Here is a 26,755-nt window from a genome sequence, read left to right as displayed (position 1 = left end):
CTGACGAGCCCCGTAGCCGGACAAGGGAAAGGCCCCGCCGAACGGCGGGGCCTTTCACCGGGAAGGAACTCGGCTCAGCGCCGGGCCACACCCTCCGCGCGCGCCGCGGCGGCGACGGCCGCGGTGACGGCCGGCGCGACCCGCTCGTCGAACGGCGACGGGATCACGTACTCCGCGGACAGCTCGTCGCCGACCACGGCGGCCAGCGCCTCGGCGGCGGCGATCTTCATCGTCTCGGTGATCCGGGAGGCCCGGACCTGGAGCGCGCCGGCGAAGATGCCGGGGAACGCGAGGACGTTGTTGATCTGGTTCGGGAAGTCCGAACGCCCGGTCGCGACCACGGCCGCGTACTTGTGCGCGATGTCGGGGTGCACCTCGGGGTTCGGGTTGGCCATCGCGAAGACGAAGGCACCCGGCGCCATGGAGGCGACCGCCGGCTCGGGGACCGTACCGCCGGAGACGCCGATGTAGACGTCGGCGCCCGCGAGCGCGTCCTCCAGCGAACCGGACAGACCGGCCTTGTTCGTGATCTCGGCCAGCTCGCGCTTGACCGGCGTGAGGTCCTCGCGGTCCCGGCTGACGATGCCCTTGCGGTCGGTGACCGCGACGTCGCCGAGACCCGCTTCGAGGAGGAACTTCGCGATGGCGACGCCCGCCGCACCGGCGCCGCTGATCACTCCGCGCAGCTCGCCGAGCGAGCGCCCGCTGAGCCGGGCCGCGTTCTTCAGCGCGGCCAGCGTGACGACGGCGGTGCCGTGCTGGTCGTCGTGGAAGACCGGGATGTCGAGCCGCTCCTGGAGCTTGCGCTCGATCTCGAAGCACCGGGGCGCCGCGATGTCCTCCAGGTTGACGCCGCCGAAGGAGGGCGCGAGGCGCACCACGGTGTCGACGATCTCGTCGACGTCGGTGGTCGCGAGCGCGATCGGCACGGCGTCCACGCCGCCGAACTGCTTGAAGAGAATGGCCTTGCCCTCCATCACCGGGAGGGAGGCCTCGGGGCCGATGTCCCCGAGTCCGAGCACGGCCGTGCCGTCCGTCACGACGGCGACGACGCTCGACTTCCACGTGTAGTCGTGGACGAGCTCCGGCTGCTCGGCGATCGCGCTGCACACCTTCGCGACGCCGGGCGTGTACGCCAGGGACAGGTCGTCCTTGTCGCGGACCGGCACGGTGGCCTGCACGGCCATCTTGCCGCCACGGTGCAGTGCGAAGGCCGGATCGAAGAAATCGACGGGATCGGCGTCGCCTTCGTTGCCGGTATTCGCGTCGCTGCGAGGATTGACGATCTCCGCTGCCACTTGTCTTACCCCTTAAGTCTTATTGCTTCGTTGAGGGTGGGTCCGCCCCTGGTTGAGGAGCGGGCGGGCACCGTGCACGACCCAGCCGCGCCCGTTTGTGGCCGGCTGTGCGGGTACGTACACGACGGGCGCGCCGCACGCGCGCCCTGAGCCCCGGATGAGGGGTGTAAAGAACCTTCTTACCTGACGGACCGTGTCAGGGACGAGCCCATTCGTGATCGATCACGCGGCGGTGACATGACTCATAGCCAAATTTCTGGACACGTCATGGAGCCGCGCCCGGAGCTCGCCCAGGCTCCGCCCGAATCGTGAGACAGCGGATGGTTCGCAGGAGATTATCCGGCCCGTGGGCGATACGTCCGTAGATGATGTGGGCCCCATGCACCGTGATGTACGGGCCTGTTGGGCATCTTCAGTCACCTGTTATCCGATTTTGACATCAGCGGGCCCCTGAACGACCCAGTCCGAATGGCAAGATGCCGTCATCACGCGAGGTCGCGACACCCGAAGGTGTGTGCCAAGGCGACCTGTACGGCTACTCCCACATCCATGCCGGAGGACCTCACCATGACCGCAAGCACCACCCGTCGCTCGACCGCGAAGGCCGGGAAGACTGCGAAGTCCCGTATAGCCGCGGTCGGCGCGATCGCGGTCGCCGGCACCCTGCTGCTGACCGGCTGCGGCGACCAGACGAAGAGCGACGACACGAGCTCCGACTCGGCGTCCTCGAAGGCCGCCCCGCTCGCGGACAAGCTGCCCAAGGAGATCCGCGACAAGGGCGTCATCCGCGTCGGTTCGGACATCGCGTACGCGCCGGTCGAGTTCAAGGACAAGTCGGGCAAGGCCATCGGCATCGACCCCGACCTGGCGGACGCGCTCGGCAAGCAGCTCGGCGTGAAGTTCGAGTTCCAGAACGGCACCTTCGACACCCTGATCACGGGTCTGCGCTCGAACCGCTACGACATCGCCATGTCGGCCATGACCGACACCAAGGACCGCCAGGAGGGTGTCGACTCCGACACCGGCAAGAAGGTCGGCGAGGGCGTCGACTTCGTCGACTACTTCAACGCGGGCGTCTCGATCTACACCCCGAAGGGCAAGACCGAGGGGATCAAGACCTGGGACGACCTGTGCGGCAAGAAGATCGTCGTCCAGCGCGGCACGGTCTCGCACGACCTCGCCAAGGCCCAGGCCAAGAAGTGCAAGTCGGGCAAGAAGCTCGGCATCCAGGCCTTCGACGACGACCAGCAGGCGCAGACCCGGCTGCGTTCGGGCGGCGCGGACGCCGGCTCCTCCGACTTCCCGGTCGCCGCGTACGCGGTCAAGACCTCGGGCGGCGGCAAGGACTTCGAGATCGTCGGTGACCAGGTCGAGGCCGCCCCGTACGGCATCGCGGTCGCCAAGGACCAGACGCAGCTGCGCGACGCGATCAAGGCCGCGCTCGACGCCGTCATCAAGAACGGCGAGTACGACAAGGTCATCTCGAAGTGGGGCGTCGAGGCCGGCTCCGTCAAGGAAGCCACCGTCAACGGCGGCAAGTGACCGCACAACGCGCTCAGTTGACGTCGTTGAAAGGCAAGATCCGTGTCTGTTGACATAGAGAAGACGGGCGGCGGCCCCGAGGACACGCCGCCGCCCGCGTCCGTACCGGAAGCCATCAAGGCCGTCCCGGTCCGGCACTACGGGCGTTACGTGGCCGCCGTCGTCGCCATCGGGATCCTCGGCTCGATCATCTACGCGTTCGGCCAGGGCAAGATCCGTTGGGGCACGGTCCCGGAGTACTTCTTCGACGACCGCATCCTGACGGGTGTCGGCAAGACCCTGCTCCTGACGGTCCTGTCGATGCTGATCGGTGTCGTCGGCGGTATCACCCTCGCCGTGATGCGCCTGTCGAAGAACCCGGTGACCAGCTCGATCGCCTGGTTCTACATCTGGTTCTTCCGCGGCACCCCGGTCCTGGTCCAGCTGTTCATCTGGTTCAACCTGGGCCTGGTCTTCGAGTACATCAACCTCGGGCCGATCTACAAGGACTACTGGTCGTCCTTCATGACGCCGCTGCTCACGGCCCTGCTGGGCCTGGGGCTCAACGAGGCGGCGTACATGGCGGAGATCTGCCGCGCGGGCCTCATGTCCGTCGACGAGGGCCAGACCGAGGCGTCCCACGCACTCGGCATGAGCCACTCCAAGACGCTGCGCCGCATCGTGATCCCGCAGGCGATGCGGGTCATCGTGCCGCCGACCGGCAACGAGTTCATCAACATGCTGAAGACCACCTCGCTCGTCGCGGCGGTCCAGTTCAACGAACTCTTCCGGTACGCCCAGGACATCGGCCAGCAGTCCGGCGCCCCGGTGGAGATGTACTTCACCGCTGCCGCCTGGTACCTGGTCATGACGTCGATCCTGAGCGTGGGCCAGTACTACATCGAGCGCTACTACGCGCGCGGCACGTCGCGTCAGCTGCCGAACACTCCGTGGCAGAAGGTGAAGGCCAACATGCTCTCCTTCTCGAACCGATCCGGGGCGGTGAGCGCATGACCGGGAACGCGATGGTCAAGGCCGAGGGCGTGCACAAGTCCTTCGGCAACGTCGAGGTCCTCAAGGGCATCGACCTGGAGGTCAAGCAGGGCGAGGTCTTCTGCCTCATCGGCCCGTCGGGCTCCGGCAAGTCGACGTTCCTGCGCTGCATCAACCACCTGGAGAAGGTCAACGCCGGTCGGCTCTACGTCGACGGGGAGCTGGTCGGCTACCGGCAGCAGGGCGACAAGCTCTACGAACTCCGGGACAGGGAAGTCGCGTTGAAGCGGCGGGACATCGGCATGGTGTTCCAGCGCTTCAACCTGTTCCCGCACATGACGGCCCTGGAGAACGTCATGGAGGCGCCGGTCCAGGTCAAGGGCCAGTCCAAGGCGCAGGCCCGGACCCGCGCCGAGGAACTCCTGGAGCGCGTGGGCCTCGCCGACAAGGCGGGCAACTACCCCTCGCAGCTCTCCGGCGGCCAGCAGCAGCGCGTGGCGATCGCCCGCGCGCTCGCGATGGACCCGAAGCTGATGCTGTTCGACGAGCCGACGTCGGCGCTCGACCCGGAGCTGGTCGGTGACGTCCTCGACGTCATGCGCGACCTCGCCGAGTCCGGCATGACGATGGTCGTCGTCACGCACGAGATGGGCTTCGCCCGCGAGGTCGGCGACAGCCTGGTCTTCATGGACGAGGGCGTGGTGGTGGAATCAGGCCATCCTCGCGATGTCCTGACCAACCCTCGGCAGGAGCGGACGCAATCGTTCCTGTCCAAGGTGCTTTAGCCCTCCGGGGTGCGGGTGACTGGGGGCGGCGGGGCCATTTCGGCCCCGCCGCCCCCTTTCGCCTTCGCATCTGCCGAGTGCCCTTGATTCGCGTCTGCGGGTGCGTCGTGGCTGGTCGCGCAGTTCCCCGCGCCCCTGAAGGCATGCGCTTCGCGCAGCCTTCCCCTGAAGCGGCGCGGGGAACTGCGCGAGACGCCCCACCGGGCCGGCACCCTCACTTCAAGGCCAGCACCAGCGCATCCGAAGGCGACCGCCACACGGCACGGGCCTCCCCGAACCCGGCATCGCGGAGCGCGCCCACGTGCCAGGAAACCGACGGAGTCTCCCCGTCGGCGTGCTCCCCGTAGATCTCGAACCGCCGGGCCGTCGGCTCCGCGAGCACCGGGTCCTCGGCGGCCAGCGCCCACCAGTCGGCCCAGTCCACGGCCCCGGACGCCTTCGCGTCGTCCATGCGGGCGTGCCGCAGAGCGCGCTCGGCGGCATTGATCCGCGGCGTCGACTGGTCGATCATGTGGTCCGCGTTCATGAACACACCCCCGTCCCGCACCAGCGGGGCGAGTCGGCCATAGAGAGCGGCGAGAGGCTCGGCGTGCAGCCAGTGCAGCGCGGTCGCGGTGAGCACGGCGTCGTACGTGTCGTACGGCAGCGCCCGCGTCCACTCCGGGTCCTTGAGGTCGGCGGTGACGAAGGTGACCCGGTCGTCCCCCTCGAACGTGCCGCGCGCGATGGCGAGCAGCGCCGGGTCGAGGTCGACGCCCACACTCGTCGCCCGCGGGAACCGCCGCAGCAGCCGGTCCGTGATACTCCCCGTACCGCACGCGAGGTCGAGCACCCGGGGCTCGGACCCGACACAGGCCTCCACCATGTCGAGCATCACCCGGAACCGCTCCTCGCGGTCGGGCATGTACCACTCCTGCTGCCGGTCCCAGCTCTCCTGCCAGGAGCGCCAATCAGTGGCCGGCGCAGCACCGGCGGTGGTCTCGGTCGTCATGAAAGGCCTCCCGTACGGGCACCGCTCCCCGCGGTGCGTAATACCCTGAAAGCGTGAGTGAGCATTACACTCACCACGGACGACGATAGCCCGCACCGGTAAGGACTACAAGTGGAACTGGCCTATTACTCGGACTACGCAGTGCGCCTCGTGAACACCGAGGAGCCGGTCCGTGGCAAGGACTCCCTGACGACGGTCGACGCGGTGCGCGAGCTGTTCGGCCCGAGCCAGGACGCGGCCCGCCGCGCCACGGACGCCGACCTGACCCGTTTCAGGAGCGTACGAGGCCGTCTGCGCGCGGTGTTCGAGGCGGCGGACGGCGGCGACGAGGAGCTCGCCGTGAACCTGCTGAACTCACTGCTCCTCGAATTCCCGGTGAGCCCGCAGATCTCCGGCCACAACCACCGGGACGACGACGACCGCCCCCTGTGGCACATGCACCTGGCGGACCACCCGTCGAACGCGACAGCGGGCTACGCGGCGATCGCCGCGATGGGCCTCGCCTTCCACCTCACCGAGTACGGCGTGGACCGCCTCGGCCTGTGCGAGGCGGCCCCGTGCCGCAACGCCTACCTGGACACGTCCACCAACCGCTCGCGCCGCTACTGCTCGGACCGCTGCGCGACCCGCGCCAACGTCGCCGCCTACCGCGCCCGCAAGCGCCTGGAGGCCGAGCGCCCCGACCGGCCCGACCGGTCCGAGAGCACGGGCCGCACGGCGGAGAACGCCCAGGACAGGACGGCCCCCACGGACCGCTGACCCTCGCCCTCCACCCACGGCTTGCGGCGCCGCAGCCGCCCGCGCACCTTGGCGAGCACCAGGTCGTCCGGTACGACGCCGTAGACGGTGCTGTCGCCGCCGGCCGGGGCGTTGTCCCCGAGCACCCACCAGCCGCCCTCGCGCCGCTCCGCGATCCGCTTCACGACCAGCAGATCCTGCTGGAACGGATGGCGCAGGATGATGACGTCCCCCGGCCGCACCCGGGCGCCGTGCTGCACCAGCATCCAGTCGCCGGGATACAGGGTGGGCACCATGGACGGGCCCTCCACCTCGATGAGCTGGAACGGCACCCTGCCCTCCCGCGCTTCCTCCGCCGCCGTCTCGGGCATCAGACAACCTCCCCGGTCGCTCCCGGTCCCATCCTCCACCAGTCCCAGTCTCACCCTGGACTTTTGTCCTAAGCCCCCGGGGGCACCCGAGAAAAGCCGTGCTGCACGGAGTAATGTCGCATCCGAGAAGACGATCACGAGGAAGGACAGCTACATGCTTTCCCGCCTGTTCGCCCCCAAGGTGAAGGCCAGCGCTCACTGCGACCTCCCCTGCGGCGTGTACGACCCGGCCCAGGCCCGCATCGAGGCCGAGTCGGTCAAGGCCGTCCAGGACAAGATGGCCGCCAACGACGACGTGCACTTCCAGGCGCGCGCCACGGTCATCAAGGAGCAGCGAGCCGAGCTCGCCAAGCACCACGTCTCGGTGCTGTGGAGCGACTACTTCAAGCCTCCGCACTTCGAGAAGTACCCGGAGCTGCACCAGCTGGTCAACGACACCCTGAAGGCCCTCTCGGCCGCCAAGGGTTCGACCGACCCGGCCACGGGCCAGAAGGCTCTGGACTACATCGCCCAGATCGACAAGATCTTCTGGGAGACCAAGAAGGCCTGAGCCAGGGTCACTTGATCACTGGCTCGCACTGACCCGCGGGCGGTGCACCCCCGCAGGTCGGCGAGTGTTTCGAAGGGGCTCGGCGGTACTCCCGCCGGGCCCCTTCAGCATGCCCGCCAGAACCTCCGGTCCCGGTCCCGCAGGGCGGCCACCGGCCCCGCCGCCCGCAGCACGACGTCGAGGGCGCGGCCCGGATCGGCCGCGTAGACCGTGCTGAACCACGGCATGTTGGCCTCCACGACCGCCCACCCCCGGCCGCCTCCGAGCAGCCCAACGTCGAGGACGACCCCGCTCGGCAGCGTGTCACCGCCGGCCGCGAGGAAGCGCCCGGCGAAGTCGAGGACGGCGGACCGGCGCGGGTGCCCCGCCAGGGGGACGGCGTCGAGCCGTCCGTACGTGGCGTACTGGGAGCCCGTGAGCACGCACCCGTCGAGGACGAAGAGCCGGAACTCCGCGACCCACTCCACGACGTCGGAGATCTGCACGGGACTGTCCGGGTGCGGGCCGTCGGGGAGCGCGCCTCCGTCGGCGTAGACGGCGGCGGGGAAGGACTTGTCCGTCGGCGGCTTCACGAAGGCCGGACCGGTCAGCCGGCGGGCCTGCGCGAAGGTGCCGGCCGTGACCGTGCGCCCGGTGAACTCCCGGGGCAGCCCGGTCAGCCAGGAATCGGCCGGTTCCAGGAGCGCGACGCCCAGGTCCTCGACGACGGACGCGGCGAGGGCCGGGCCGCCGTAGTAGTGGCCGCCCGCGCGCCCCCGCAGCGCCGCCGCGCCCTCCCCCGCCGACAGCTCCACCACGTCCAGGCCCCGGCGGGCGGCGGCGTCCGCGAGCAGCTCGCGGGTCGGGGTGGGGTGCGGGGTCACGGCCAGGAAGGTCATGTCGTCCATTGCACCAGCGGGGTGCGGGAGACTGGGAGGCCGCACGCACCACATCCGCCCCGGGAGTCCCGTCCATGCCGCGCCGCCACCGCACCCGCGTCCTCTATGTCACGGACCTCGCGTACGAGGCCCGCGGCCGCCGCTACTGCGACGAGGACATCTTCCTGACCTCGCGGCTCCGCGCCTCCTTCGAGCTGGCGCTCTGCCACCCGCTCGACGCGGCCGGGCTCATGGACGCCTTCGACGCGGTGGTGGTCCGCAACAGCGGCCCGGTCCTGGGCCACCAGGAGGCGTACGAGGCGTTCCGCGCCCGCGCCCTCGATCAGGGCACGAACGTCTACAACCCGCTGAACGGCCGGGCCGACATGGCGGGCAAGGGCTACCTCCTCGACCTGACGGAGGCCGGTTACCCGGTCATCCCGACCGTCGACCGCCCCGAGGACCTGGGCCGCCTCCCGGTGGCGCCCCGGTACGTGGCGAAGCCGAAGCTGGGCGCGGACTCGATGGGCCTGCGCCACGTGGCTCCGCCGGACCTCACCGAACTCCCTTACTCCGAGGGTTTGTTGGTCCAGCCGCACATCGACTTCCGCTACGAGGTCTCGTTCTACTTCGTCGACCACGAGCTGCGGTACGCCCTGTACGCACCGGACCCGTCCCGCCGCTGGGAGCTGCGCCCCTACGAAGTCACCGGGGCCGACCGGGAGTTCGCGCGCTCCTTCATCGACTGGAACACCCTCCCGCACGGCATCCAGCGCGTCGACGCCTGCCGCACCCCCGAGGGCGACCTCCTCCTGGTGGAGCTGGAGGACCTCAACCCGTACCTCTCCCTCGACCTGGTCGACGAGACGACGCGGGACGCCTTCGTGGCGGCGATGACGGACTCGATCCGGGCCACGGTCCCCTCCGCCTAGCTCCGCGGCACGTCGCGCACGACCCGCGCCGGGTTGCCGACCGCCACCACGTCGGCCGGCAGGTCGCGGGTCACGACGGACCCCGCGCCGACGACCGTGTTCGCGCCGATCGTGACGCCGGGGCAGACGATGACACCGCCGCCCAGCCAGACGTTGTCGCCGATGGTGATGGGTTTCGCCGCCTCCCACTTGGCCCGCCGGGGCTCGGGGGCGAGGGGGTGCGTGGGGGTCAGCAGCTGGACGTTCGGGCCGATCTGGACGTCCTCGCCGATCCGGATGGGGGCCACGTCCAGCAGTACGGCACCGCAGTTGACGAACGTCCGCGCACCGATGCTGACGTACTGCCCGTAGTCGACGGAGAGGGGCGGGCGCACCACGACGTCCTCGCCGACCTCGCCGAGCAGTTCGCGCAGCAGCGCCTGACGGGCGGGCTGGTCGGTGACGCTGCTCGCGTTGTAGCGCTCCGCCAGTTCACCGGCGCGCAGGGCGTCCGCCGCCAGCTCGGGGTCGTCGGCGAGGTAGAGGTCGCCGGCGAGCATGCGTTCCTTCTGGCTCCGTTCCTCGGGGCGCGGCCAGGCGCGCACCTCGGTCACCGCCGACACCGGCAACGGCCCGTAGAGGTGCGGGAACCGCTCGCCTCCCGGCACGGCCTCCTCGACCCGCACGGGCACGCCGTCGAGGCGCCGCGGGTCGATGACGAGGAGCACCAGCTCGCCGGGGGCGGGGTCGGTGCCGTAGAGCAGTTCGGCGACCGCGCGGACCTGGTGCGGGAACGAGCAGTGGACGAAGCCGACCTCCTGGAGCGTCTTGCCGCGGGTCGACATCGCGTACGTCCCCGCGGCCTCGGCGCTCTCCCACAGGCTCCGCTCGGTGATGTGCAGCAGTTCGATCATGCCCCCAACGTACGGGGGTCCGGAGTTCACCGCGTCCTGGTGTAGCGGCGCACCACCACGCCGTTGCCGAACGTGCGGTTCTCCGTGAGGTCGAACCGGTCGAGGGAGTAGGAACGGCCGCCGAACATCGGCATGCCGCCGCCGAACAGCACCGGGTACGTCTTGAGGACGAGCTCGTCGATCTCGTCCGCGAGCACCCCGGCGAGCTGCGCGCCGCCGCACAGCCAGATGTCCAGATCACCGTCCTCGGCCTTGAGTTCACGGATCGCGCCGACGACGTCGTCGTGGATCAGCCGGACGTTCGGGTCCGGGGACTTGTCGAGGCCGCGCGTGGCGACGTACTCGCGCAGATGCCCGTACGGGCTGGTGAGTCCCGCGTCCAGGCCGACCTGGTAGCTGCGGCGGCCCTGGATCACGGTGTCGAAGGTCTTGTTCGGGACGCCCTCGATGCCGAGCATCTCGCGGCCGGGCTTCGAGATGGTGTCGGGGTACTCGCTCGTGAGGTAGGCGAGGAACTCTTCGTCGACGAACGGCATGAACATCTCGCCGTCGCCGGATTCGTCTCCGATGAAGCCGTCGATGGACACGGCCACGAAGTACGTGAGCTTGCGCAAGCTGGTCTCTTTCCGCAGGGGGCAGGGGAGTTGGGGCGACCTCCGCCCCGAACCACTTCAGTTATAGTGCTTCAGGTGTAGTGGTTGCAAGGGTCTTTCTGGAACCCTTGGAGAGCCCTCCGGAGGAGACGGCATGGTGAGGAATCCTGAGCGCAGGGCGGCCCTGGTCGACGCGGCCGTCGAGGTGCTGGCGGCGGAGGGCGCGCGCGGGCTGACCTTTCGCGCGGTGGACGCGGCGGCGGGGGTGCCGACGGGCACGTCGTCCAACTACTTCGCCAACCGCGACGACCTGATCCAGCAGATCGACACCTGGCTGCACCAGCGGCTCGCACCCGACCCCGCGGTCGTCGAGAAACTGCTGACGCGGCCCAGGGACCGGGCGCTGCTCACCGCCTTCATGCACGACCTGATGGGACGCGCCCAGCGTGACCGGACCGGGTTCCTCGCGATGATGGAGATGCGCCTGGAGGCCGGGCGCCGGCCGGAGCTGCGCGCGTCCCTGATGACGTCGCTGCGCGGCGATCTCGACGAGGGCATCGCGTTCAACGCGCAGGCCGGACTGCCCGGCGGCGCGGAGGAGATCACCCTGCTCTACCTGGGCATGCTCGGGCTCATCCTGGAGCAGCTGACGATGCCGGGGATGCTGGACGGCGCGATCCCCGGTGTGAGCGTGCCGGACGGTGTGGTGGAGCGGCTCGTGGAGCGCATCGCCCCGGAGGCGTAGCGGGTCAACTCCCCTGCGGCTCACGCCACATGGGCCACAGCACCGGCCCGTCGGGGAGCTGGATGACGCTGCCGGTGGCGACGAACCCGAGCCGCTCGTACAGGGCGCGGCTGCGGGCGCTGCTGGCCTCCAGATAAGCGGGCCGCCCCGCGCGGTCGCAGCGTTCCAGGACCGGTGTCATCAGCGCCGTACCGAGACCCTCGCCCTGCCGCTCCGGCACGACACCGATCATCCAGAGGTACGTGTGCGCCCGCCCCACCGGGTGGGCCTCCTCCATCAGCCGGGCGATCCGCTCGATCCGTTCGTTGTCCGGATCGACGGCGGCCCGCACCTGGGCGGGGCCGTCGTCCTCGCCCGCGTCGTGCGGCTCGTCCGGCAGGTCCATCCACAGCGCGACGGCCGACTCGTCCTCCAGGACATCGACGTATCCCCCGGCCCCCTCGGCGAGCGTCGCATCGGTGAACGCCGCCATCAGCCCCGCGTGCCGGGCCCGCCGGTACTCGGCGCCCGGGAACACCCAGCCGCTGACCGGGTCGTCCATGAACGCGCTGTCGAGCAGCCGCACGACCAGGTCCCGGTCGCCGTCCCCCGCCCGCCGTATTCGCACTCCCATGAACGCCCACCCTCTGCTCAACTCGCCTGCTCCGAAAGGCCGTTGGCAGCCTAGACGATCACCCGGAAGCCCGGGAACCCGCGCCCCGTCAGGGGAGGGCGGGGAACCGCGCGACCGGCCACGACGCACCCGAGGCCGCCACACAACACACACCGGCGCCCCCGAGGGCGCCCCGCGATCACCGCAGCCCCCACACCCCCGCCCGCCCCCAGCGGAGCGCTACCGCTCGCGCCGAGTGACGAACTCGGCCAGCGACAACAGCCCGCCCGCCGCCTCCGGCACCGGCACCGCCCGCTGCAACTCGGCCACCGCGCGCGCCATATGGTCCGCCGCCTGCGCCTGCGCCCAGTCGCGCCCACCGGCCCGCTCGACGGCGAGCGCGATCGCCTCCAGCTCCGCGGGATCCTCCTTTCCCGGACCCGGCGGCCCGTACCGCGCGGCCAGTTCGTCCGCCGCGGGCCCACCGGAGGCCAGCGCCGCGACGACCGGCAGGGACTTCTTGCGTACGGCCAGATCGGCACCGGCCGGCTTGCCGGTGCGGGCCGGATCGCCCCAGATCCCGATCACGTCGTCGATCAGCTGGAAGGCAAGGCCCGCCGCCCGCCCGAACGCGTCGAGCGCCGCGACCTCCTCGTCCCCCGCTCCCGCGTACAGCCCGCCGAGCGCGCACGCGCAGCCGAGCAGCGCCCCGGTCTTGGCCTCCGCCATGGCCAGGGTCTCCTCCAGGGTCGTGTCCGTCGGAGCGCGCCGCTCCAGGGCCACGTCGGCGGACTGTCCCGCGCACAACTCCACGACGCAGGAGGCGAGTCGGGCCGCCGCCGCGGACGCAGCCGGGTGCGCGTCCTCGGCGAGCAGCCACTGCGCCTGGGCCTGCACCGCGTCACCCGCGAGGATCGCGTCCGCGTCGCCGAACACCGTCCACGCGGTGGGCCGGTGCCTGCGGGTGGCGTCCCGGTCCATCACGTCGTCGTGCAGCAGCGTGAAGTTGTGCGTCAGCTCCACGGCGGCCGCGGCCCGCACCGCCCGCTCGGGCCGGCCGCCGAGAGCCCGCGCCGCGGCGAGCACGAGGGCCGGCCGCACCGCCTTGCCCGCGTTGCCGGACGCCGGTGTGCCGTCCGCGTGCTCCCATCCGAAGTGGTACAGGGCGACGCGGCGTATGGACCCCGGCAGGGCCTCGACGGCCCGCCGCAGCTCGGGGTCGACCGATGCCCTGGCCTGCGCCAGGACGACCGACGCCTCCTGCGTCTCGTTCGGCTGCGCCGCGTGCGCCGACAGTTGGGGCTCCGTCGTCTGTGTCATGGGCTCACCCCGGAGCGCCGGCGGGAGCGGACTCCGGGCACGTACCCCGTCGGTGTACCCGCCCTGGTGGGCGGGGACACGACGTGCGGGGTGCGGCTCGTCACCGCCACCGGCCGATCTCCACGTTCTCCAGCACACCCAGCGCGTCGGGCACCAGGACCGCCGCCGAGTAGTACGTCGTCACGAGGTACGAGATGATCGCCTGCTCGCTGATCCCCATGAACCGCACCGACAGGCTCGGCTCGATCTCGTCCGGGATGCCGGACTGCCGCAGGCCGATGACGCCCTGCTCCTGCTCCCCCGTACGCATGCAGATGATGGACGTGGTGCGCGCCTCGGAGATCGGGATCTTGGCGCACGGGTAGATCGGCACCCCGCGCCAGGTCGGGATGCGGTGGCCGCCGATGTCGATGGTCTCCGGGACGAGGCCCCGCTTGTTGCACTCACGGCCGAACGCGGAGATCGCCTTCGGGTGGGCCAGGAACAGCTTGGAACCGCGCCGCCTGCTGAGCAGCTCGTCCATGTCGTCGGGGCCGGGGGCGCCGTCGTGCGGCTGCAGCCGCTGGTCGTACTCGCAGTTGTTGAGCAGGCCGAACTCCCGGTTGTTGATCAGCTCGTGCTCCTGGCGCTCCTTCAACGCCTCGACGGTCAGCCGGAGTTGGTGCTCCGTCTGGTTCATCGGCTGGTTGTAGAGGTCGGCCACGCGCGTGTGGATGCGCAGCACGGTCTGCGCGACGCTCAGTTCGTACTCGCGCGGCGCCGACTCGTAGTCGACGAACGTCCCCGGCAGGAGCGCCTCGCCGATGTGCCCGGCCGAGAGGTCGATCTCCTTCTCGCCGTACTTGTTGGCCCGCTGCTCCGGCAGCGAGCGCAGCTGCTCCAGATGCTCGCGCAGTGCCTCGGAGCGCTCGGCGATCTGCTCCAGGTCACGGCGCGGCAGCACGAGCACGGTGCACGCGGTGGCCGCGCGTGCCGTGTACTCCCAGATGCTCTCCGCGTCGAGCAGGGCCTGGTCGCCGAAGTACGCGCCGTCGGCGAGGGTGCCGAGCACCGCGTCGTCCCCGTACGGGCCCGTGCCGACCTTCTCCACCCGGCCGTGCGCGAGCAGGAACACCTCGTCGGCCTGGCTGCCGAACGAGGCGAGCACCTCGCCGGCCGCGAACTCGCGCTGCGTGCACCGCCCGGCCAGCTCCCCGAGGACGTCGGGGTCCTCGAAGTCGCGCAGCGCGGGCAGCTCCCCCAGCTCGGCGGGGATGACCCGGACGGCGTCCCCGGTCTTCACGAACGTGATGCGTCCGTCCCCTACCGAGTAGCTCAGCCTCCGGTTCACCCGGTACGTGCCGCCCTGAACGTCCACCCACGGCAGGGACCGCAGCAGCCAGCGGGAGCTGATCTCCTGCATCTGCGGGGCGGACTTGGTGGTGGTGGCCAGATTCCGTGCGGCGGATGTGCCGAGGCTCTTCTGCGACCCCTGACCCGACTGCTCCGCACGGACCTCTTCGCCTACCGACATGGATGTGCCTCCCGATCATGAACCGACCTGCGAGGGGAAGCCTCCCAGCACGGATCGTGGCCGCGCCATTACACAAACGAGCGGGAATGGATCTCTCCGCGGCGGGGCATTGGCGGCACGTTCCGCACATACCGTCGCTCCGCGCCACCGTTCGCGGAACTCAAAGATCCCGGTACGCGTTGATCGGGAAACGGCTTCGCACTGAACGACCTACAGAAACGGGTGACCACCATGGCGGGCTTCCTGGACAAGGCCAAGGAGCAGGCGCAGCGGGGGCTGACGCAGGGCAAGCAGAAGCTGGACGACGTGCAGGCCCAGCGCGCGGGCGGCGATCTGCTCAAGCGCCTCGGCGCCGCGTACTACGCGGAGCGCTCGGGCAGCGGCAGCCCCCAGGCCACGCAGGACGCGCTGCGCGCCCTCGAGGCACACATCGCGACGAACGGGGACGGGGTCCTGCGCTCCTAGGTCGTGTCCGCAAAGTCCCTCCGTCCGCCCGGAGGGCGGGCCCCGCGGCGTCAATGGGGTCTCCCCTGCTCGAACGGAGTTGAGAGCTTGGGGAAGCGTGCTCTCGGCGTGCCAGGCGTCGCGAGGCAGGAGGGACTTTGCGGACACGACCTAGCCCACCGGGCCCGTCGGCCTCTCCTTCTCCTCGGCCGCGTCGCCGATGTCCGGAACGACTCGCACGGAATACGAACGAGTCGTCCGCACAAGGCCGTTGCGGGTACAAGCAGCGGTACGAGACGGCGCGCGCGAGGCGCCCGTCGCGCGCGCGAAGGAGACGGCCATGGCCCCACCCATGTCCGCGAGCAGTTTTCTCGACGCCCTCAAGGACGAGGGTCTGACGGTGGTCGAAGTCGGCGACTGGCGGCATCACAACCGGAACCACAAGGGCTCCTGGGGCCCGGTGAACGGCGTGATGATCCACCACACCGTCACGCAGGGCAGCGCGGCCACCGTCCGGATCTGCCGCGACGGGCACGCGGACCTGCCGGGCCCGCTCTGCCACGGCGTGATCACCAAGGACGGTCACGTCCACCTGGTCGGCTACGGCCGGGCGAACCATGCGGGGCTCGGCGACGACGACGTGCTGCGCGCGGTGATCGCGGAGAAGTCGCTGCCGCACGACAACGAGGCGAACACGGACGGCAACAGCCGCTTCTACGGCTTCGAGTGCGAGAACCTCGGCGACGGCGAGGATCCGTGGCCCGCGGCCCAGCTGGAGGCGATCGAGAAGGCCGCCGCGGCGCTCTGCCGCCACCACGGCTGGTCGGAGCGCTCGGTCATCGGCCACCTGGAGTGGCAGCCCGGAAAGATCGACCCCAAGGGCTTCACGATGGCGTCGATGCGGGAGCGCATCCGGGCCCGCCTGAAGTAGTCCGCCCCCGGCAGGCGGCTCCCCACAGGCGGCGGGCACCCGGACACGTGTCCGACAATGACCGGGTGCCCCGCCCGACCACCGCCGACCTGCGCCCCCGTCTCCCGTCACCCCTGACGGAGATCGACGACGACCGCTTCGCCCGCCACGGCGTCCGCGTCCTCCTCAAGCGGGACGACCTGATCCACCCGGACCTGGTCGGCAACAAATGGCGCAAACTCGCCCCGAACCTCCAGGAGGCGCACGGCCGCCCGATCGTCACGTTCGGTGGCGCCTACTCGAACCATCTGCGGGCCACCGCCGCCGCGGGCCGCCTTCTGGACGTCCCCACGGTCGGCATCGTCCGCGGCGACGAACTGGCCGGGCGCCCGCTCAATCCCTCCCTGGCACGCTGCACGGCCGACGGCATGCGCCTGCACTTCGTCGACCGGTCGACGTACCGGCGCAAGAGCGACCCCGCCACGCTCACCGGCCTCCTCGACGCGGCCGGCGCCCGGGGCGCCCACGTGGTCCCGGAGGGCGGCAGCAACTCCCTCGCGGTGCGCGGCTGTACGGCCCTCGGACACGAACTGCGCGGCCGCGCCGACGTCGTCGCCCTCGCCTGCGGCACCGGCGGCACCCTCGCGGGCCTGGCCGCGGGTCTCGCCCCCGACCAGCGCGCCCTCGGGGTGGCGGTGCTCAAGGGCGGCTTCCTGACCGCGGAGGTCCGCGCGCTGCAGGAAGCGGCGTTCGGCGGCGTCCGCGGCACCTGGCACGTGGCGGACGACTTCCACTTCGGCGGCTACGCGCGCGTGCCCGCCGAACTCACCGCGTTCGCCGCCGACTTCGAGGACCGGCACGGCGTCCCCGTCGAACCGCTCTACGTCGCCAAGACGCTGTACGCCCTGCTCGCACTCACCGAGTCGGGCACGTTCCCCCGGGGCACGACGATCGCGGCCGTCGTCACAGGAGCGCCCTGGCCGTAGGGCCTGCTCGCCGCCCGGCTCAGTCGTCGACCTCCCGGTAGGCGGCCGCCTCCTCCAGGTCCAGCTTGCGCAGCAGCGTCCGCATCATCTCGTCGTCGATGCGCCGCTCGTCGCGCATCCGCACGAACACCTCGCGCTCGGCCGCGATCGCCTCGCGGGCGAGCCGCCGGTAGGTGTCGTCGGCGGACTCCCCGGTCACCGGGTTGGGCTGCCCGAGCCGCTCCCACACCGAGTTGCGCCGCCGCTCCAGAACGGTGTGCAGCCGGTCCTGGAGGGCCTGCGGGAGGCAGTTGCTCTCGTCCCGCATCAGCTCGTCCACCCGCTCCTCCGCGGCCGTGGACGCGGCGTTCTGGGCCTGTGCCTCGGCGAGCGTCTCGGCCTGCACGTCGCGTCCCGGGATCTTCAGCGCCTTGATGAGCGGCGGCAGCGAAAGACCCTGGACGACCAGGGTCCCGATCACCGTGGTGAAGGTCAGGAAGAGCACCAGGTTCCGCGCGGGGAAGTCCGCCCCGTCCTCCGTCGTGAGCGGGATCGAGAAGGCGATGGCCAGCGACACCACACCGCGCATCCCGGCCCAGCTCACGATGAGCGGCTTGCGCCAGTCCATGTCGCCCTCGCGCTCCCGGGTCCGCGGCCGCAGCCACCACGGCAGGTAGGTCGCCGGATACGACCACACGAAGCGCATCAGGACCACGAGGACGAACACCCCGACCGCGTACCAGACGGCCTGCGCGACGCTGTACTCGCCGAGCCGCTCGACGACGTAGCGCAGTTGCAGGCCGATGAGCGCGAAGACGGACGACTCCAGGATGAAGGCGACGACCTTCCAGACCGCGGCCTCCTGGAGCCGCGTCTCGAAGTCGACCTGCCAGGACCGGTGCCCCAGGTAGAGCGCGACGGTCACGACGGCGAGCACCCCGGACGCCCCCACCTGCTCCGCCGCGGCGTACGCGGCGAAGGGGATGAGCAGGGAGAGCGTGTTCTGCAGCACGGCCTCCTTGAGGTGCGTGCGCAGCCAGTGCAGCGGCACCATCAGCAGCAGCCCCACCCCGACCCCGCCGACGGCCGCCACCAGGAACTCCCGGATACCGCCCGCCCAACTGGCCCCCTCCCCCACGGCGGCGGCGAGCGCCACCTTGTAGGCGGTGATCGCGGTCGCGTCGTTCACCAGGGACTCGCCCTGCAGGATCGTCGTGATCCGCGACGGCAGCCCCACCCGCCGGGCGATCGCCGTGGCCGCCACCGCGTCGGGCGGCGCGATCACGGCGCCCAGGACGAGCGCGGCGGTCAGCGGCAGGTCCGGGATCAGCTCGTACGCGAGCCAGCCCACCGCCACCGTGGCGAACAGGACGTAGCCCACCGACAGCAGCGCCACGGGCCTGATGTTCGCCCGCAGGTCGAGGTACGAGCTCTCCAGCGCGGCGGTGTGCAGCAGCGGCGGGAGGATCAGCGGCAGCACGATGTGCGGGTCGAGCGTGTACTCCGGAATTCCCGGCACATAGGAGGCCACCAGGCCGACCGCGACAAGAAGGAGGGGCGCCGGCACCGGTGTCCTGCGTGCCGCCCCCGCCACCGCGGCACTCACCGCGACCAGTCCCACCAGTGGGAATACGTCCATGACTCGCCTTCCGCCCTACCTGATCACGCCGCCCGTCGTAACCTGGCCATCATGAACGAGTGCCTGCACGCCGACGCACTGCCGCACCCCGAACCGGCACCTCTCAGCGAGACCTGCCTGGAGTGTCTGGCCGCCGGCAGTCACCCTGTGCAACTGCGGCTGTGTCTGGTCTGCGGCCACGTGGGCTGCTGCGACTCCTCGCCGTACAAGCACGGCACGGAGCACTACAAGGAGACCGGCCACCCGGTGATGCGCACCTTCGAGCCTGGTGAGAGCTGGCGCTGGTGCTTCGTGGACGCCGTACTGGTCTGATCCGGAGCGGCAGCGGGATTCGATCGGCGGACGCATGGGTACGTCAACCCGGCGCCCGCTCTTTCCAATTGGGCCCGCACACCCCCTAGCCACTGTCCGTACCCGAGGGCTTACTATGAGTGACAGCAACGGGCCGGGGGTCCCCGGGACAGGAAAGTCGGGCGCGCGGTAGCGTCACCGCAGATATATGTGGCGCGTCACCCGGGGGACGACACCTCCCGGAGCCCGAAAGAGCTTGTACCACCTTGGAGGTGAGGGTGTCCCAGTTTGCAGGCGAGCCCGGGAATCAGGACTTCGTGGAAGTCCGGCTGCCGGCTGCGGGTGCCTACCTGTCGGTGCTGCGGACGGCCACGGCCGGCCTCGCGGCACGTTTGGACTTCACCCTCGACGAGATCGAGGACCTGCGCATCGCGGTCGACGAGGCCTGCGCCATCCTGCTCCAGCAGGCCGTCGCCGGCTCAGTGCTCAGCTGCGTGTTCCGTCTCGTCGACGACTCCTTGGAGGTGACGGTCTCCGCGCCGACCACCGACGGCCGGGCCCCGGAGCGCGACACCTTCGCGTGGACAGTGCTGTCGGCCCTCGCGGGCCAGGTCGACTCCACCGTGGCCGAGGACAACACCGTCTCGATCAGTCTCTACAAGAAGCGCGGCGCGGGCCCCGGCCCGGCGTGATGAACGGGGACGGTCCGGTGCGGGACGACAAACGCGGCACACGGGATCTCCCGGCCGACGGCTCGGACGGGATGCGACGGCTGACCACCGGCATCCCCGAACAGCAGGCCCGGCCGCATCCGGAAGACCGGGCGGACCCGGCCACGGACGCTCCACAACAGGCAGCGCCGACCATCAGGGCCGACGTTCGCGGGGGCTCAGGGGGATCGGACGCGCGACGGGCGGGATTGATGAGCGACCACCAGCGAAGCGGTGAGCAGCACGGCCGGCGAGATCCGCAGGACCGCAGCGGTGCACGGGCGATGTTCATCGAGCTGCGCACCCTCAAGGACGGCAGCCCGGAGTACGCGGAGCTGCGCAACAAGCTCGTGCGCATGCATCTGCCCCTGGTCGAGCACCTGGCACGCCGCTTCCGCAACCGCGGCGAGCCGCTGGACGACCTCACCCAGGTCGCGACGATCGGCCTGATCAAGTCGGTGGACCGGTTCGACCCGGAGCGCGGCGTGGAGTTCTCCACGTACGCGACCCCGACCGTGGTCGGCGAGATCAAGCGGCACTTCCGCGACAAGGGCTGGGCCGTGCGCGTCCCGCGCCGTCTCCAGGAGCTGCGCCTGGCCCTGACGACGGCGACGGCCGAGCTGTCCCAGATGCACGGCCGCTCCCCCACGGTCCACGAGCTGGCCGAGAAGCTCGCCATCTCCGAGGAGGAGGTCCTGGAGGGCCTGGAGTCCGCGAACGCGTACTCCACGCTGTCCCTGGACGTCCCGGACACGGACGACGAGTCCCCGGCGGTCGCCGACACCCTGGGCGCCGAGGACGAGGCGCTGGAGGGCGTCGAGTACCGCGAGTCGCTCAAGCCGCTCCTGGAGGACCTGCCGCCGCGCGAGAAGCGCATTCTGCTCCTGCGCTTCTTCGGGAACATGACGCAGTCGCAGATCGCCCAGGAGGTCGGTATCTCCCAGATGCACGTGTCCCGTCTTCTGGCGCGCACACTCGCGCAGTTGCGCGAGAAGCTCCTCGTGGAGGAGTGAGAGCGCGCTCCCTGTGGGCGGCTGTCCTCCTGCGCGCGAAAAGGCGCCCGGTGCACACCTCGCACCGGGCGCCTTTCCGTGCGTCCAGGTCTATTCGGATTCCTGCGCGCTTCCCGGCGTACGGATGCCGAGCGCGCGCGTGGTCTCCCGGTTCACGAGCATCACCAGCGCGACGACCGCCACCACTCCCAGCACGATGCCGCCGCCGATGGCGGCGCTGTCGGCCTGCAGCAACGTATAGGCGACGGGCAGCGCCATGATCTGCGTGATGATCGCGGGGCCGCGGCTCCAGCTCTTGCGGGCCAGCAGTCCGCGGGCGGCGAGCAGCGGCAGCAGCGCGAGCACGATGAGCGTGATGCCGCCGGTGATGGCCTGCTCCGGGTTGTCGGGGTGTCCGGCGAGCCCGGCGACCAGCATGTAGCCACCGCCGACGACGAGCGCGGCTCCTTCGAGTCCGGCCAGGGCGGCGGCCAGGGTCAGCCGGCCGGGGCGCGGGCCTTCTTCTTCGGAGGTCTCGGGGGCGGGATTCTGCTCTGAGGTCACCTTTGCAGCGTAGCCCCCGCACGGCGCCCCCGGAGAGGCCGCACCCCGCCCCGCGGGCCCGCGCGCTCTTACCCGACTCCTACCTCGGTCTGGGCGCGATCAAGGCCGCTAGGTACGCTGCCTTGCATGCGTGCACTTCTCGTGGTCAATCCAGCGGCAACCACCACCAGCGAGCGCACGCGTGACGTGTTGATCCACGCCCTGGCGAGCGAGATGAAGCTGGAGGCGGTCACCACCGAGTACCGCGGCCACGCACGTGACCTCGGCCGGCAGGCCGCGGAGAGCAAGGACATCGAGCTGGTCGTCGCCCTCGGCGGCGACGGCACGGTCAACGAGGTGGTGAACGGGCTGCTGCACCACGGCCCCGACCTCGACCGACTGCCGGGCCTGGCCGTCGTCCCCGGCGGCTCCACGAACGTCTTCGCCCGCGCCCTCGGCCTGCCGAACGAACCCGTGGAGGCCACGGGGCAGCTCCTGGACGCCCTGCGGGAGGGCCGGCAGCGCACGGTGGGCCTGGGCCTCGCCGGGGGCACCCCGGGCACGGAGGACGAGGCGGTGCCGTCGCGCTGGTTCACCTTCAGCGCGGGTCTCGGTTTCGACGCGGGGGTGGTCGGCCGGGTCGAGCAGCAGCGCGAACGCGGCAAGCGTTCGACGCACGCCCTGTATGTGCGACAGGTGGTGCGCCAGTTCCTCGGCGAGCAGGACCGCCGGCACGGCACGATCACGCTCGAACGGCCGGACGAGGATCCGGTCACGGATCTGGTCGTCTCCATAATCAGCAACACGTCGCCGTGGTCGTTCCTGGGCAACCGGCCGCTGTACCCGACCCCCCAGGCGTCCTTCGACACCGGCCTTGACGTGCTCGGACTCAAGAAATTGTCGACTCCGGCGGTGACCCGTTACGGCACCCAGCTGCTGATGTCGACGCCCGAACGGGGACCCCAGGGTAAGAACGCGGTCACGCTCCATGACCTGACGGACTTCACCTTGCATTCGAAGGTGCCCCTGCCCCTTCAGATGGACGGTGACCACCTGGGGCTGCGGACTAGCGTGACGTTCACAGGCGTACGCCGTGCACTGCGTGTGATTGTGTGAGTGGAAGGGCCCAAAGTCCTTTATCTCGAACGTTTGGGCCAGGCTCCACCCCATGGAAGTACGGCTGTGACCTAGCCGACACCGAGGAATCAAAAAAAACTTTCCTGAAGGGGTTGTATCCGCCGCCGAGGTTTGCGAATCTCTACATGGCGCTCGGGACGGCCCGCAACATCGGCCCCACAGAGAGCCCGAATCCCCTCCTCAAAACAACGGACCACCGTCGCGTTCGTGACGTTCGGCCCTTCACTTGTTGAGGGATTCGTGAAAGCGTTCACATTCACAAGCAACCTGCACGTAATACCAAGGAGAGGTAGCAGACATGGACTGGCGTCACAACGCCGTTTGCCGCGAGGAAGACCCCGAGCTCTTCTTCCCCATCGGCAACACCGGTCCTGCGCTGCTGCAGATCGAGGAAGCCAAGGCCGTCTGCCGCCGCTGCCCCGTCATGGAGCAGTGCCTGCAGTGGGCGCTCGAGTCCGGCCAGGACTCCGGCGTCTGGGGTGGCCTCAGCGAGGACGAGCGCCGCGCGATGAAGCGCCGCGCCGCTCGCAACCGGGCCCGTCAGGCCTCCGCCTGATTCCCCACCCCCCACGAGCCTGAGCCCGGCGGCGCGTACAGCGAGTACGCATCTCCCGCCCCCGAGCCGCAGCGCGCAGTACCCCCGATGCTCCCCCAGGCTCAGCCCGGGACATGACCCGAGCACGCGAGTATGGAGCCCCGAACCGTTCAACGGTCCGGGGCTCTCTGCTGTTCGCGTACGCGTAGCCCCGCCGGGGCTGCCGCCCGGGGCTACTTCTGGGAGCGCACGGGGATGTCGAGGATGACCTGGGTGCCGCGCTCGGGTGCGGGCACCATGTCGAACGTGCCGCCCAACTCGCCCTCCACCAGGGTGCGTACGATCTGCAGCCCCAGGTTCCCGGCCCGCTTCGGGTCGAAGTTCTCGGGCAGGCCGACACCGTCGTCCTGGACGGTGATCAGGAGGCGGGCGTCCTTGCTCGTGCCGCCGCGCACCGCCGAGACCTCCACCGTGCCGGTGTCGCCCTGGCGGTAACCGTGCTCAAGTGCGTTCTGCAGCACCTCGGTCAGGACCATCGAGAGCGGGGTCGCCACCTCGGCGTCGAGGATGCCGAAGCGGCCGGTGCGCCGGCCGGTCACCTGGCCCGGCGAGATCTCGGCCACCATGGCGAGCACCCGGTCGGCGATCTCGTCGAACTCCACGCGCTCGTCAAGGTTCTGGGAGAGCGTCTCGTGCACGATCGCGATGGAACCGACGCGCCGGACGGCTTCCTCCAGCGCTTCGCGCCCCCTGTCCGACTCAATGCGCCGGGCTTGGAGGCGGAGCAGCGCGGCGACGGTCTGGAGGTTGTTCTTCACCCGGTGGTGGATCTCCCGGATGGTGGCGTCCTTGGTGATCAACTCCCGCTCGCGGCGGCGCAGTTCGGTGACGTCGCGAAGGAGGACCAGGGAGCCGATCCGGGCACCCTTCGGCTTGAGCGGGATCGCGCGCAGCTGGATCGACCCCTCCTCGCCCTCGATCTCGAACTCGCGCGGCGCCCAGCCGCTGGCCACCTTGGCGAGCGCCTCGTCCACCGGTCCGCGGGACGGCGCGAGTTCGGCCGTCGTGCTGCCGAGATGGTGGCCGACCAGATCGGCCTGGAAGCCCAACCGGTGGTAGGCGGAGAGGGCGTTGGGGGACGCGTACTGGACGACGCCGTCGGCGTCGAGCCGGATCAGGCCGTCGCCGACGCGCGGGGACGCGTCCATGTCGACCTGCTGGCCGGGGAACGGAAACGATCCGGCGGCGATCATCTGCGCGAGGTCGGAGGCGGACTGGAGGTAGGTCAGCTCCAGTCGTGAGGGGGTGCGCACGGTGAGCAGGTTGGTGTTCCTGGCGATGACGCCGAGGACGCGCCCTTCCCTGCGGACGGGGATGGACTCGACCCGCACCGGCACCTCCTCGCGCCACTCGGGGTCGCCCTCGCGCACGATGCGGCCCTCGTCGAGAGCGGCGTCGAGCATCGGGCGGCGGCCGCGCGGCACCAGGTGCCCCACCATGTCGTCCTGGTAGGAGGTGGGCCCGGTGTTGGGGCGCATCTGCGCGACGGAGACGTACCGCGTGCCGTCGTGCGTGGGGACCCACAGCACGAGGTCGGCGAAGGAGAGGTCGGAGAGCAACTGCCACTCCGAGACCAGCAGGTGGAGCCACTCGAGGTCGGAGTCACCGAGGGCGGTGTGCTGGCGTACGAGATCGTTCATGGAGGGCACCAGGCGAGCGTACCTGTCGGCCGACAGGGTGCCGAAAAGTCCCGTGAAGACCGACGGGCCGCGGCGCCGGGGGTCGGGACCCTCAACCCTTTCCCTGGCACCGCAGCCCTTCAGGTGCATCGGCTTCCAGGTGTGCGGTGCCCGGGGCCGATCGAGGATCCGACGCAGTCAGGGCAGAGAGCGGCGGGTCCTCTGTCCGTCCTCCTGTGCGGGGAGGGCGGAGGTCTCCGTTACGCATTGTGGACTAGACCATTCTCCGATGTCCATGCATCGGCGGAGGTTTGTTGTCGTCTCTTCCTACGACTGTTCCTCCGATGTCCGCGATCGTCGCGCCCACGGTTACTCCAACGTACGTCCTTACCCACGCGTGCCGGAACGGGCCGGTTCAGATCCCGGTCACTTCCCCGGCCAGACCGCCATCGCGAGCTCGGCCACGGCTTCGAGCTCGGCCCTGGTCGCGCCGTCCCGCGCCTGCTGCGACATGCCCTGGAAGACCGCGGCGATGTGCCGGGCCAGAACCGTCGTGTCCGTGTCCCGCGACAGTTCCCCCGCCGCCACCCCCTGCCGCAGCCGGTCCTCGATGGCGGCGATGCTGGTCCCCCGCTGCTCGCGCAGGGCCTGCTCGACCTCGGGCGTCGTGCAGTTCGTCGCGGCGTGGATCACCAGGCAGCCGTACGGGTGCGCGGGGTCGGTGAACTCGTCGGCCGCCTCGCGCAGCAGCCGCTCGACGGCGCCGCGCGCCGTGGGCTCCTCGGCGAGGGCGCGGGCGGGGCCGGCGCCGTGGGTGGTGCCGTAGACCCGCACGACCTCCTCGAACAGGGAGCGCTTGTCGCCGAAGGCGGCGTACAGGCTGGGGGCGCCGATGCCCATCTCGCGGGTCAGGTCGGAGACGGACGTGGCCTCGTACCCGTGCTCCCAGAAGGCCCGCAGGGCCTTCTCCAGGGCGGTCTCCCGGTCGAAGGAGCGGGGCCGCCCGCGCTGCTTGGTCGCCATGGCGGCAATTCTATAGCGCCCACTAGGAAACTAGTAGCAGGGGGGACTGCCGGGATGCGGGGGGACTACCGGGTCTCGGTCACCTTGACGAGGGCTCGCGGGGCGTCCGGGTTCTGGCCGCGGGCGACGGCCACCTCGTACGCGAGCAGTTGCAGCGGCAGGATCTCCAGGACCGGCTGCACGTCCTCCGTCACCCCGGTGGTGGGCAGGACGAAACCGGCGGAGGCCTCGGCGACCCGGGCCTCGGGGCCGACGACCATCAGGTCCGCGCCGCGGTCGCGCAGCCGGTCGAGCACGGGCTGAAGCGCGAGGCCGCCCTGGCCGTCGGTGACCACGGCGACGACCGGGGAGATGTTGTCGACCATGGCGAGCGGGCCGTGCAGCAGGTCGGCGCCGGAGTAGGCGAGGGCGGGGATGTAGCTGGTCTCCATCAGCTTGAGGGCCACCTCCTTAGCCGTCGGGTAGCCGTAGCCGCGGGACGTGATCACCATGCGCTCGGCGAAGCGGTAGCGGGAGGCGAGGGTGCGAACCTCGTCGTGCCGGGCGAGCAGACCGGCGGCCAGGTCGGGCAGGGCGGCGGCCGCCGTCGAGCCGTCGGCGCCGCGCAGCCCCTCCACGAAGAGGTAAAGGGCCAGGAGCGAGGCGGTGTACGTCTTCGTCGCGGGCAGCGCCTTCTCCGGTCCGGCCATGATGTCGATGTGGTGCTCGGAGACCGCGGCGAGCGGGGAGTCCGGGTTGTTGGTGACGGCGACGGTGATCGCGCCGGCCTCGCGGGCGGCCTTCGTCGAGGCGACCAGGTCGGGAGAGCCGCCGGACTGGCTCACCGTGATCACGAGGACGTCGCGCAGATCGGGGCGGGCGCCGTACGCCGTCGTGGTGGACATGGAGGCGAGGCCGCAGGGCAGCCCGAGACGGATCTCCAGGAGGTACTTGGCGTAGAGCGCGGCGTTGTCGGAGGAGCCGCGGGCGGTGAGCAGGACGAAGCGGGGGCCGCGCGCCGCGACCTGGCGGGCCACGTCCTGGATGCGGGAGGCGCCGGTGGCGAGCAGGCGGCGCAGGGTTTCGGGCTGCTCGCGGATCTCCCGGGACATGATCCGGCCCGGGTGTTGCTGCTCCTGTTCAGGGTTGCTCATGGGCTTCCTCCGGTGGGCGGGGCGTGGGCCGGTGCTTCCACTGTGGCTGCCCGGCGCGCGGG

The 26,755-nt window shown here is 70.6% G+C and carries 29 protein-coding genes and 1 pseudogene; 15 read left to right on the top strand and 15 right to left on the bottom strand.

From position 1 onward, the window contains the following. Positions 1-74: 74 nt before the first annotated feature. Positions 75-1,298 (bottom strand): NAD(P)-dependent malic enzyme, encoded by a 1,224-nt coding sequence (locus B072_RS0137970; protein WP_018535219.1) that lies wholly within the window; start codon positions 1,296-1,298, stop codon positions 75-77. Between the two features lie 567 nt (positions 1,299-1,865). Here B072_RS0137970 and B072_RS0137965 point away from each other — a divergent pair. Genes B072_RS0137965 through B072_RS0137955 form a run of 3 tightly spaced genes read left to right on the top strand, consistent with a single transcriptional unit; the run spans position 1,866 to position 4,597 of the window. Next, positions 1,866-2,840, top strand: a complete 975-nt coding sequence (locus B072_RS0137965) for an ABC transporter substrate-binding protein (RefSeq protein WP_018535218.1) — start codon at positions 1,866-1,868, stop codon at positions 2,838-2,840. Positions 2,841-2,882: 42 nt separating this feature from the next. Then, positions 2,883-3,833, top strand: coding sequence for an amino acid ABC transporter permease (locus tag B072_RS0137960; RefSeq protein ID WP_018535217.1), 951 nt, complete (start codon positions 2,883-2,885; stop codon positions 3,831-3,833). Positions 3,834-3,844: 11 nt separating this feature from the next. Next, positions 3,845-4,597, top strand: coding sequence for an amino acid ABC transporter ATP-binding protein (locus B072_RS0137955; RefSeq protein WP_199791137.1), 753 nt, complete (start codon positions 3,845-3,847; stop codon positions 4,595-4,597). A 214-nt stretch (positions 4,598-4,811) separates the two neighbouring features. Here the strand turns inward: B072_RS0137955 and B072_RS0137950 are convergent, their stop codons facing one another. Further along, the gene (locus B072_RS0137950) at positions 4,812-5,588 is read right to left on the bottom strand and encodes a class I SAM-dependent methyltransferase (protein WP_018535215.1); all 777 of its coding nucleotides are present in this window, start codon (positions 5,586-5,588) and stop codon (positions 4,812-4,814) included. A gap of 111 nt (positions 5,589-5,699) precedes the next feature. On the opposite strand from B072_RS0137950, the gene B072_RS0137945 reads away from it, so the two are divergent. Then, positions 5,700-6,347, top strand: coding sequence for a CGNR zinc finger domain-containing protein (locus B072_RS0137945; RefSeq protein ID WP_018535214.1), 648 nt, complete (start codon positions 5,700-5,702; stop codon positions 6,345-6,347). On the opposite strand, the gene sodX is transcribed toward B072_RS0137945, so the two are convergent. Further along, positions 6,233-6,697: a nickel-type superoxide dismutase maturation protease gene (sodX, locus tag B072_RS47145; protein WP_018535213.1), complete on the bottom strand. Its 465-nt coding sequence runs from the start codon at positions 6,695-6,697 to the stop codon at positions 6,233-6,235. The genes B072_RS0137945 and sodX overlap by 115 nt on opposite strands. Positions 6,698-6,851: 154 nt before the next feature. On the opposite strand from sodX, the gene sodN reads away from it, so the two are divergent. Continuing rightward, positions 6,852-7,247 (top strand): superoxide dismutase, Ni, encoded by a 396-nt coding sequence (gene sodN / locus B072_RS0137935; protein WP_018535212.1) that lies wholly within the window; start codon positions 6,852-6,854, stop codon positions 7,245-7,247. A gap of 104 nt (positions 7,248-7,351) precedes the next feature. Here sodN and B072_RS0137930 read toward each other — a convergent pair whose 3' ends face one another. Further along, positions 7,352-8,134 carry an ATP-grasp domain-containing protein gene (locus B072_RS0137930; protein WP_018535211.1) on the bottom strand — a complete coding sequence of 261 codons (783 nt, stop codon included), beginning with the start codon at positions 8,132-8,134 and terminating at the stop codon, positions 7,352-7,354. A gap of 65 nt (positions 8,135-8,199) precedes the next feature. On the opposite strand from B072_RS0137930, the gene B072_RS0137925 reads away from it, so the two are divergent. Beyond that, positions 8,200-9,036 carry a hypothetical protein gene (locus B072_RS0137925; protein ID WP_018535210.1) on the top strand — a complete coding sequence of 279 codons (837 nt, stop codon included), beginning with the start codon at positions 8,200-8,202 and terminating at the stop codon, positions 9,034-9,036. On the opposite strand, the gene B072_RS48900 is transcribed toward B072_RS0137925, so the two are convergent. The 3 genes and pseudogenes from B072_RS48900 to B072_RS0137915 all read right to left on the bottom strand — a co-directional run bounded on the left by B072_RS48900 (position 9,033) and on the right by B072_RS0137915 (position 10,543). Continuing rightward, positions 9,033-9,575: a sugar O-acetyltransferase gene (locus tag B072_RS48900; RefSeq protein ID WP_043245502.1), complete on the bottom strand. Its 543-nt coding sequence runs from the start codon at positions 9,573-9,575 to the stop codon at positions 9,033-9,035. The genes B072_RS0137925 and B072_RS48900 overlap by 4 nt on opposite strands. A 54-nt stretch (positions 9,576-9,629) precedes the next feature. After that, positions 9,630-9,929 (bottom strand): annotated as a pseudogene (locus B072_RS48895) (DUF952 domain-containing protein); the annotation flags it as partial. 26 nt (positions 9,930-9,955) lie between these two features. Beyond that, a complete protein-coding gene (locus B072_RS0137915; RefSeq protein WP_018535208.1) occupies positions 9,956-10,543 on the bottom strand; it encodes a dihydrofolate reductase family protein in 588 nt (195 codons plus the stop codon). 133 nt (positions 10,544-10,676) lie between these two features. Between B072_RS0137915 and B072_RS0137910 the strand changes: the two genes are divergently transcribed. Continuing rightward, entirely contained in the window at positions 10,677-11,267 is a 591-nt protein-coding gene (locus B072_RS0137910; protein ID WP_018535207.1) for a TetR/AcrR family transcriptional regulator, read from the top strand. A 4-nt stretch (positions 11,268-11,271) separates the two neighbouring features. On the opposite strand, the gene B072_RS0137905 is transcribed toward B072_RS0137910, so the two are convergent. The 3 genes from B072_RS0137905 to B072_RS0137895 form a co-directional block, all read right to left on the bottom strand. Next, a complete protein-coding gene (locus B072_RS0137905; protein ID WP_026246731.1) occupies positions 11,272-11,880 on the bottom strand; it encodes a GNAT family N-acetyltransferase in 609 nt (202 codons plus the stop codon). A 219-nt stretch (positions 11,881-12,099) separates the two neighbouring features. Continuing rightward, on the bottom strand, positions 12,100-13,179 hold the full coding sequence (locus tag B072_RS44975; protein WP_018535205.1) for a family 2 encapsulin nanocompartment cargo protein polyprenyl transferase: 1,080 nt from the start codon (positions 13,177-13,179) through the stop codon (positions 12,100-12,102). 100 nt (positions 13,180-13,279) lie between these two features. Beyond that, positions 13,280-14,692, bottom strand: coding sequence for a family 2B encapsulin nanocompartment shell protein (locus tag B072_RS0137895; RefSeq protein WP_018535204.1), 1,413 nt, complete (start codon positions 14,690-14,692; stop codon positions 13,280-13,282). Between the two features lie 231 nt (positions 14,693-14,923). On the opposite strand from B072_RS0137895, the gene B072_RS0137890 reads away from it, so the two are divergent. From B072_RS0137890 to B072_RS0137880, 3 genes are all read left to right on the top strand, one after another. Beyond that, entirely contained in the window at positions 14,924-15,157 is a 234-nt protein-coding gene (locus B072_RS0137890; protein ID WP_026246730.1) for a hypothetical protein, read from the top strand. Positions 15,158-15,476: 319 nt separating this feature from the next. Beyond that, on the top strand, positions 15,477-16,067 hold the full coding sequence (locus B072_RS0137885) for an N-acetylmuramoyl-L-alanine amidase (protein WP_026246729.1): 591 nt from the start codon (positions 15,477-15,479) through the stop codon (positions 16,065-16,067). Positions 16,068-16,132: 65 nt separating this feature from the next. Beyond that, positions 16,133-17,032 carry a 1-aminocyclopropane-1-carboxylate deaminase/D-cysteine desulfhydrase gene (locus B072_RS0137880; RefSeq protein WP_018535201.1) on the top strand — a complete coding sequence of 300 codons (900 nt, stop codon included), beginning with the start codon at positions 16,133-16,135 and terminating at the stop codon, positions 17,030-17,032. Between the two features lie 19 nt (positions 17,033-17,051). Here the strand turns inward: B072_RS0137880 and B072_RS0137875 are convergent, their stop codons facing one another. Further along, entirely contained in the window at positions 17,052-18,650 is a 1,599-nt protein-coding gene (locus tag B072_RS0137875; protein ID WP_026246728.1) for a Na+/H+ antiporter, read from the bottom strand. 51 nt (positions 18,651-18,701) lie between these two features. On the opposite strand from B072_RS0137875, the gene B072_RS0137870 reads away from it, so the two are divergent. The 3 genes from B072_RS0137870 (at position 18,702) to B072_RS0137860 (ending at position 20,664) form a co-directional block, all read left to right on the top strand. Beyond that, positions 18,702-18,962: a UBP-type zinc finger domain-containing protein gene (locus tag B072_RS0137870; protein WP_018535199.1), complete on the top strand. Its 261-nt coding sequence runs from the start codon at positions 18,702-18,704 to the stop codon at positions 18,960-18,962. A 257-nt stretch (positions 18,963-19,219) separates the two neighbouring features. Further along, positions 19,220-19,633, top strand: coding sequence for an anti-sigma regulatory factor (locus tag B072_RS0137865; RefSeq protein WP_026246727.1), 414 nt, complete (start codon positions 19,220-19,222; stop codon positions 19,631-19,633). After that, positions 19,630-20,664 carry an RNA polymerase sigma factor SigF gene (locus B072_RS0137860; RefSeq protein ID WP_078506724.1) on the top strand — a complete coding sequence of 345 codons (1,035 nt, stop codon included), beginning with the start codon at positions 19,630-19,632 and terminating at the stop codon, positions 20,662-20,664. Before B072_RS0137865 ends, B072_RS0137860 begins: the two co-directional genes overlap by 4 nt. A 90-nt stretch (positions 20,665-20,754) precedes the next feature. On the opposite strand, the gene B072_RS0137855 is transcribed toward B072_RS0137860, so the two are convergent. Beyond that, positions 20,755-21,207, bottom strand: a complete 453-nt coding sequence (locus tag B072_RS0137855; protein ID WP_018535196.1) for a hypothetical protein — start codon at positions 21,205-21,207, stop codon at positions 20,755-20,757. 126 nt (positions 21,208-21,333) lie between these two features. Here B072_RS0137855 and B072_RS0137850 point away from each other — a divergent pair, with 126 nt between their 5' ends. Beyond that, positions 21,334-22,302 (top strand): diacylglycerol/lipid kinase family protein, encoded by a 969-nt coding sequence (locus B072_RS0137850; protein WP_026246725.1) that lies wholly within the window; start codon positions 21,334-21,336, stop codon positions 22,300-22,302. Positions 22,303-22,621: 319 nt separating this feature from the next. Continuing rightward, positions 22,622-22,879 carry a WhiB family transcriptional regulator gene (locus B072_RS0137845; protein ID WP_016639615.1) on the top strand — a complete coding sequence of 86 codons (258 nt, stop codon included), beginning with the start codon at positions 22,622-22,624 and terminating at the stop codon, positions 22,877-22,879. A 212-nt stretch (positions 22,880-23,091) separates the two neighbouring features. On the opposite strand, the gene B072_RS0137840 is transcribed toward B072_RS0137845, so the two are convergent. From B072_RS0137840 to B072_RS0137830, 3 genes are all read right to left on the bottom strand, one after another. Continuing rightward, positions 23,092-24,558 (bottom strand): sensor histidine kinase, encoded by a 1,467-nt coding sequence (locus tag B072_RS0137840; RefSeq protein WP_026246724.1) that lies wholly within the window; start codon positions 24,556-24,558, stop codon positions 23,092-23,094. A 405-nt stretch (positions 24,559-24,963) separates the two neighbouring features. Next, positions 24,964-25,560 (bottom strand): TetR/AcrR family transcriptional regulator, encoded by a 597-nt coding sequence (locus B072_RS0137835; protein ID WP_018535193.1) that lies wholly within the window; start codon positions 25,558-25,560, stop codon positions 24,964-24,966. 65 nt (positions 25,561-25,625) lie between these two features. Continuing rightward, the gene (locus B072_RS0137830; protein ID WP_018535192.1) at positions 25,626-26,693 is read right to left on the bottom strand and encodes an SIS domain-containing protein; all 1,068 of its coding nucleotides are present in this window, start codon (positions 26,691-26,693) and stop codon (positions 25,626-25,628) included. Positions 26,694-26,755 lie beyond the last annotated feature (62 nt).

The organism is Streptomyces sp. HmicA12 (assembly GCF_000373565.1).
Classification (GTDB): Bacteria; Actinomycetota; Actinomycetes; order Streptomycetales; family Streptomycetaceae; genus Streptomyces.
This window is presented reverse-complemented; position numbering and strand designations above follow the sequence as displayed.

Excerpts from the sequence above, each read along its gene's own strand:
- B072_RS0137965 (WP_018535218.1), top strand. The coding sequence starts at position 1,866 with ATGACCGCAAGCACCACCCGTCGCTCGACCGCGAAGGCCGGGAAGACT.
- B072_RS0137955 (WP_199791137.1), top strand. The coding sequence starts at position 3,845 with ATGGTCAAGGCCGAGGGCGTGCACAAGTCCTTCGGCAACGTCGAGGTC.
- B072_RS0137950 (WP_018535215.1), bottom strand. The coding sequence starts at position 5,588 with ATGACGACCGAGACCACCGCCGGTGCTGCGCCGGCCACTGATTGGCGC.
- sodX (WP_018535213.1), bottom strand. The coding sequence starts at position 6,697 with ATGCCCGAGACGGCGGCGGAGGAAGCGCGGGAGGGCAGGGTGCCGTTC.
- sodN (WP_018535212.1), top strand. The coding sequence starts at position 6,852 with ATGCTTTCCCGCCTGTTCGCCCCCAAGGTGAAGGCCAGCGCTCACTGC.
- B072_RS0137930 (WP_018535211.1), bottom strand. The coding sequence starts at position 8,134 with ATGGACGACATGACCTTCCTGGCCGTGACCCCGCACCCCACCCCGACC.
- B072_RS0137925 (WP_018535210.1), top strand. The coding sequence starts at position 8,200 with ATGCCGCGCCGCCACCGCACCCGCGTCCTCTATGTCACGGACCTCGCG.
- B072_RS48900 (WP_043245502.1), bottom strand. The coding sequence starts at position 9,575 with ATGCTCGCCGGCGACCTCTACCTCGCCGACGACCCCGAGCTGGCGGCG.
- B072_RS0137910 (WP_018535207.1), top strand. The coding sequence starts at position 10,677 with ATGGTGAGGAATCCTGAGCGCAGGGCGGCCCTGGTCGACGCGGCCGTC.
- B072_RS0137905 (WP_026246731.1), bottom strand. The coding sequence starts at position 11,880 with ATGGGAGTGCGAATACGGCGGGCGGGGGACGGCGACCGGGACCTGGTC.
- B072_RS44975 (WP_018535205.1), bottom strand. The coding sequence starts at position 13,179 with ATGACACAGACGACGGAGCCCCAACTGTCGGCGCACGCGGCGCAGCCG.
- B072_RS0137895 (WP_018535204.1), bottom strand. The coding sequence starts at position 14,692 with ATGTCGGTAGGCGAAGAGGTCCGTGCGGAGCAGTCGGGTCAGGGGTCG.
- B072_RS0137890 (WP_026246730.1), top strand. The coding sequence starts at position 14,924 with ATGGCGGGCTTCCTGGACAAGGCCAAGGAGCAGGCGCAGCGGGGGCTG.
- B072_RS0137885 (WP_026246729.1), top strand. The coding sequence starts at position 15,477 with ATGGCCCCACCCATGTCCGCGAGCAGTTTTCTCGACGCCCTCAAGGAC.
- B072_RS0137875 (WP_026246728.1), bottom strand. The coding sequence starts at position 18,650 with ATGGACGTATTCCCACTGGTGGGACTGGTCGCGGTGAGTGCCGCGGTG.
- B072_RS0137870 (WP_018535199.1), top strand. The coding sequence starts at position 18,702 with ATGAACGAGTGCCTGCACGCCGACGCACTGCCGCACCCCGAACCGGCA.
- B072_RS0137850 (WP_026246725.1), top strand. The coding sequence starts at position 21,334 with ATGCGTGCACTTCTCGTGGTCAATCCAGCGGCAACCACCACCAGCGAG.
- B072_RS0137845 (WP_016639615.1), top strand. The coding sequence starts at position 22,622 with ATGGACTGGCGTCACAACGCCGTTTGCCGCGAGGAAGACCCCGAGCTC.
- B072_RS0137840 (WP_026246724.1), bottom strand. The coding sequence starts at position 24,558 with ATGAACGATCTCGTACGCCAGCACACCGCCCTCGGTGACTCCGACCTC.
- B072_RS0137835 (WP_018535193.1), bottom strand. The coding sequence starts at position 25,560 with ATGGCGACCAAGCAGCGCGGGCGGCCCCGCTCCTTCGACCGGGAGACC.
- B072_RS0137830 (WP_018535192.1), bottom strand. The coding sequence starts at position 26,693 with ATGAGCAACCCTGAACAGGAGCAGCAACACCCGGGCCGGATCATGTCC.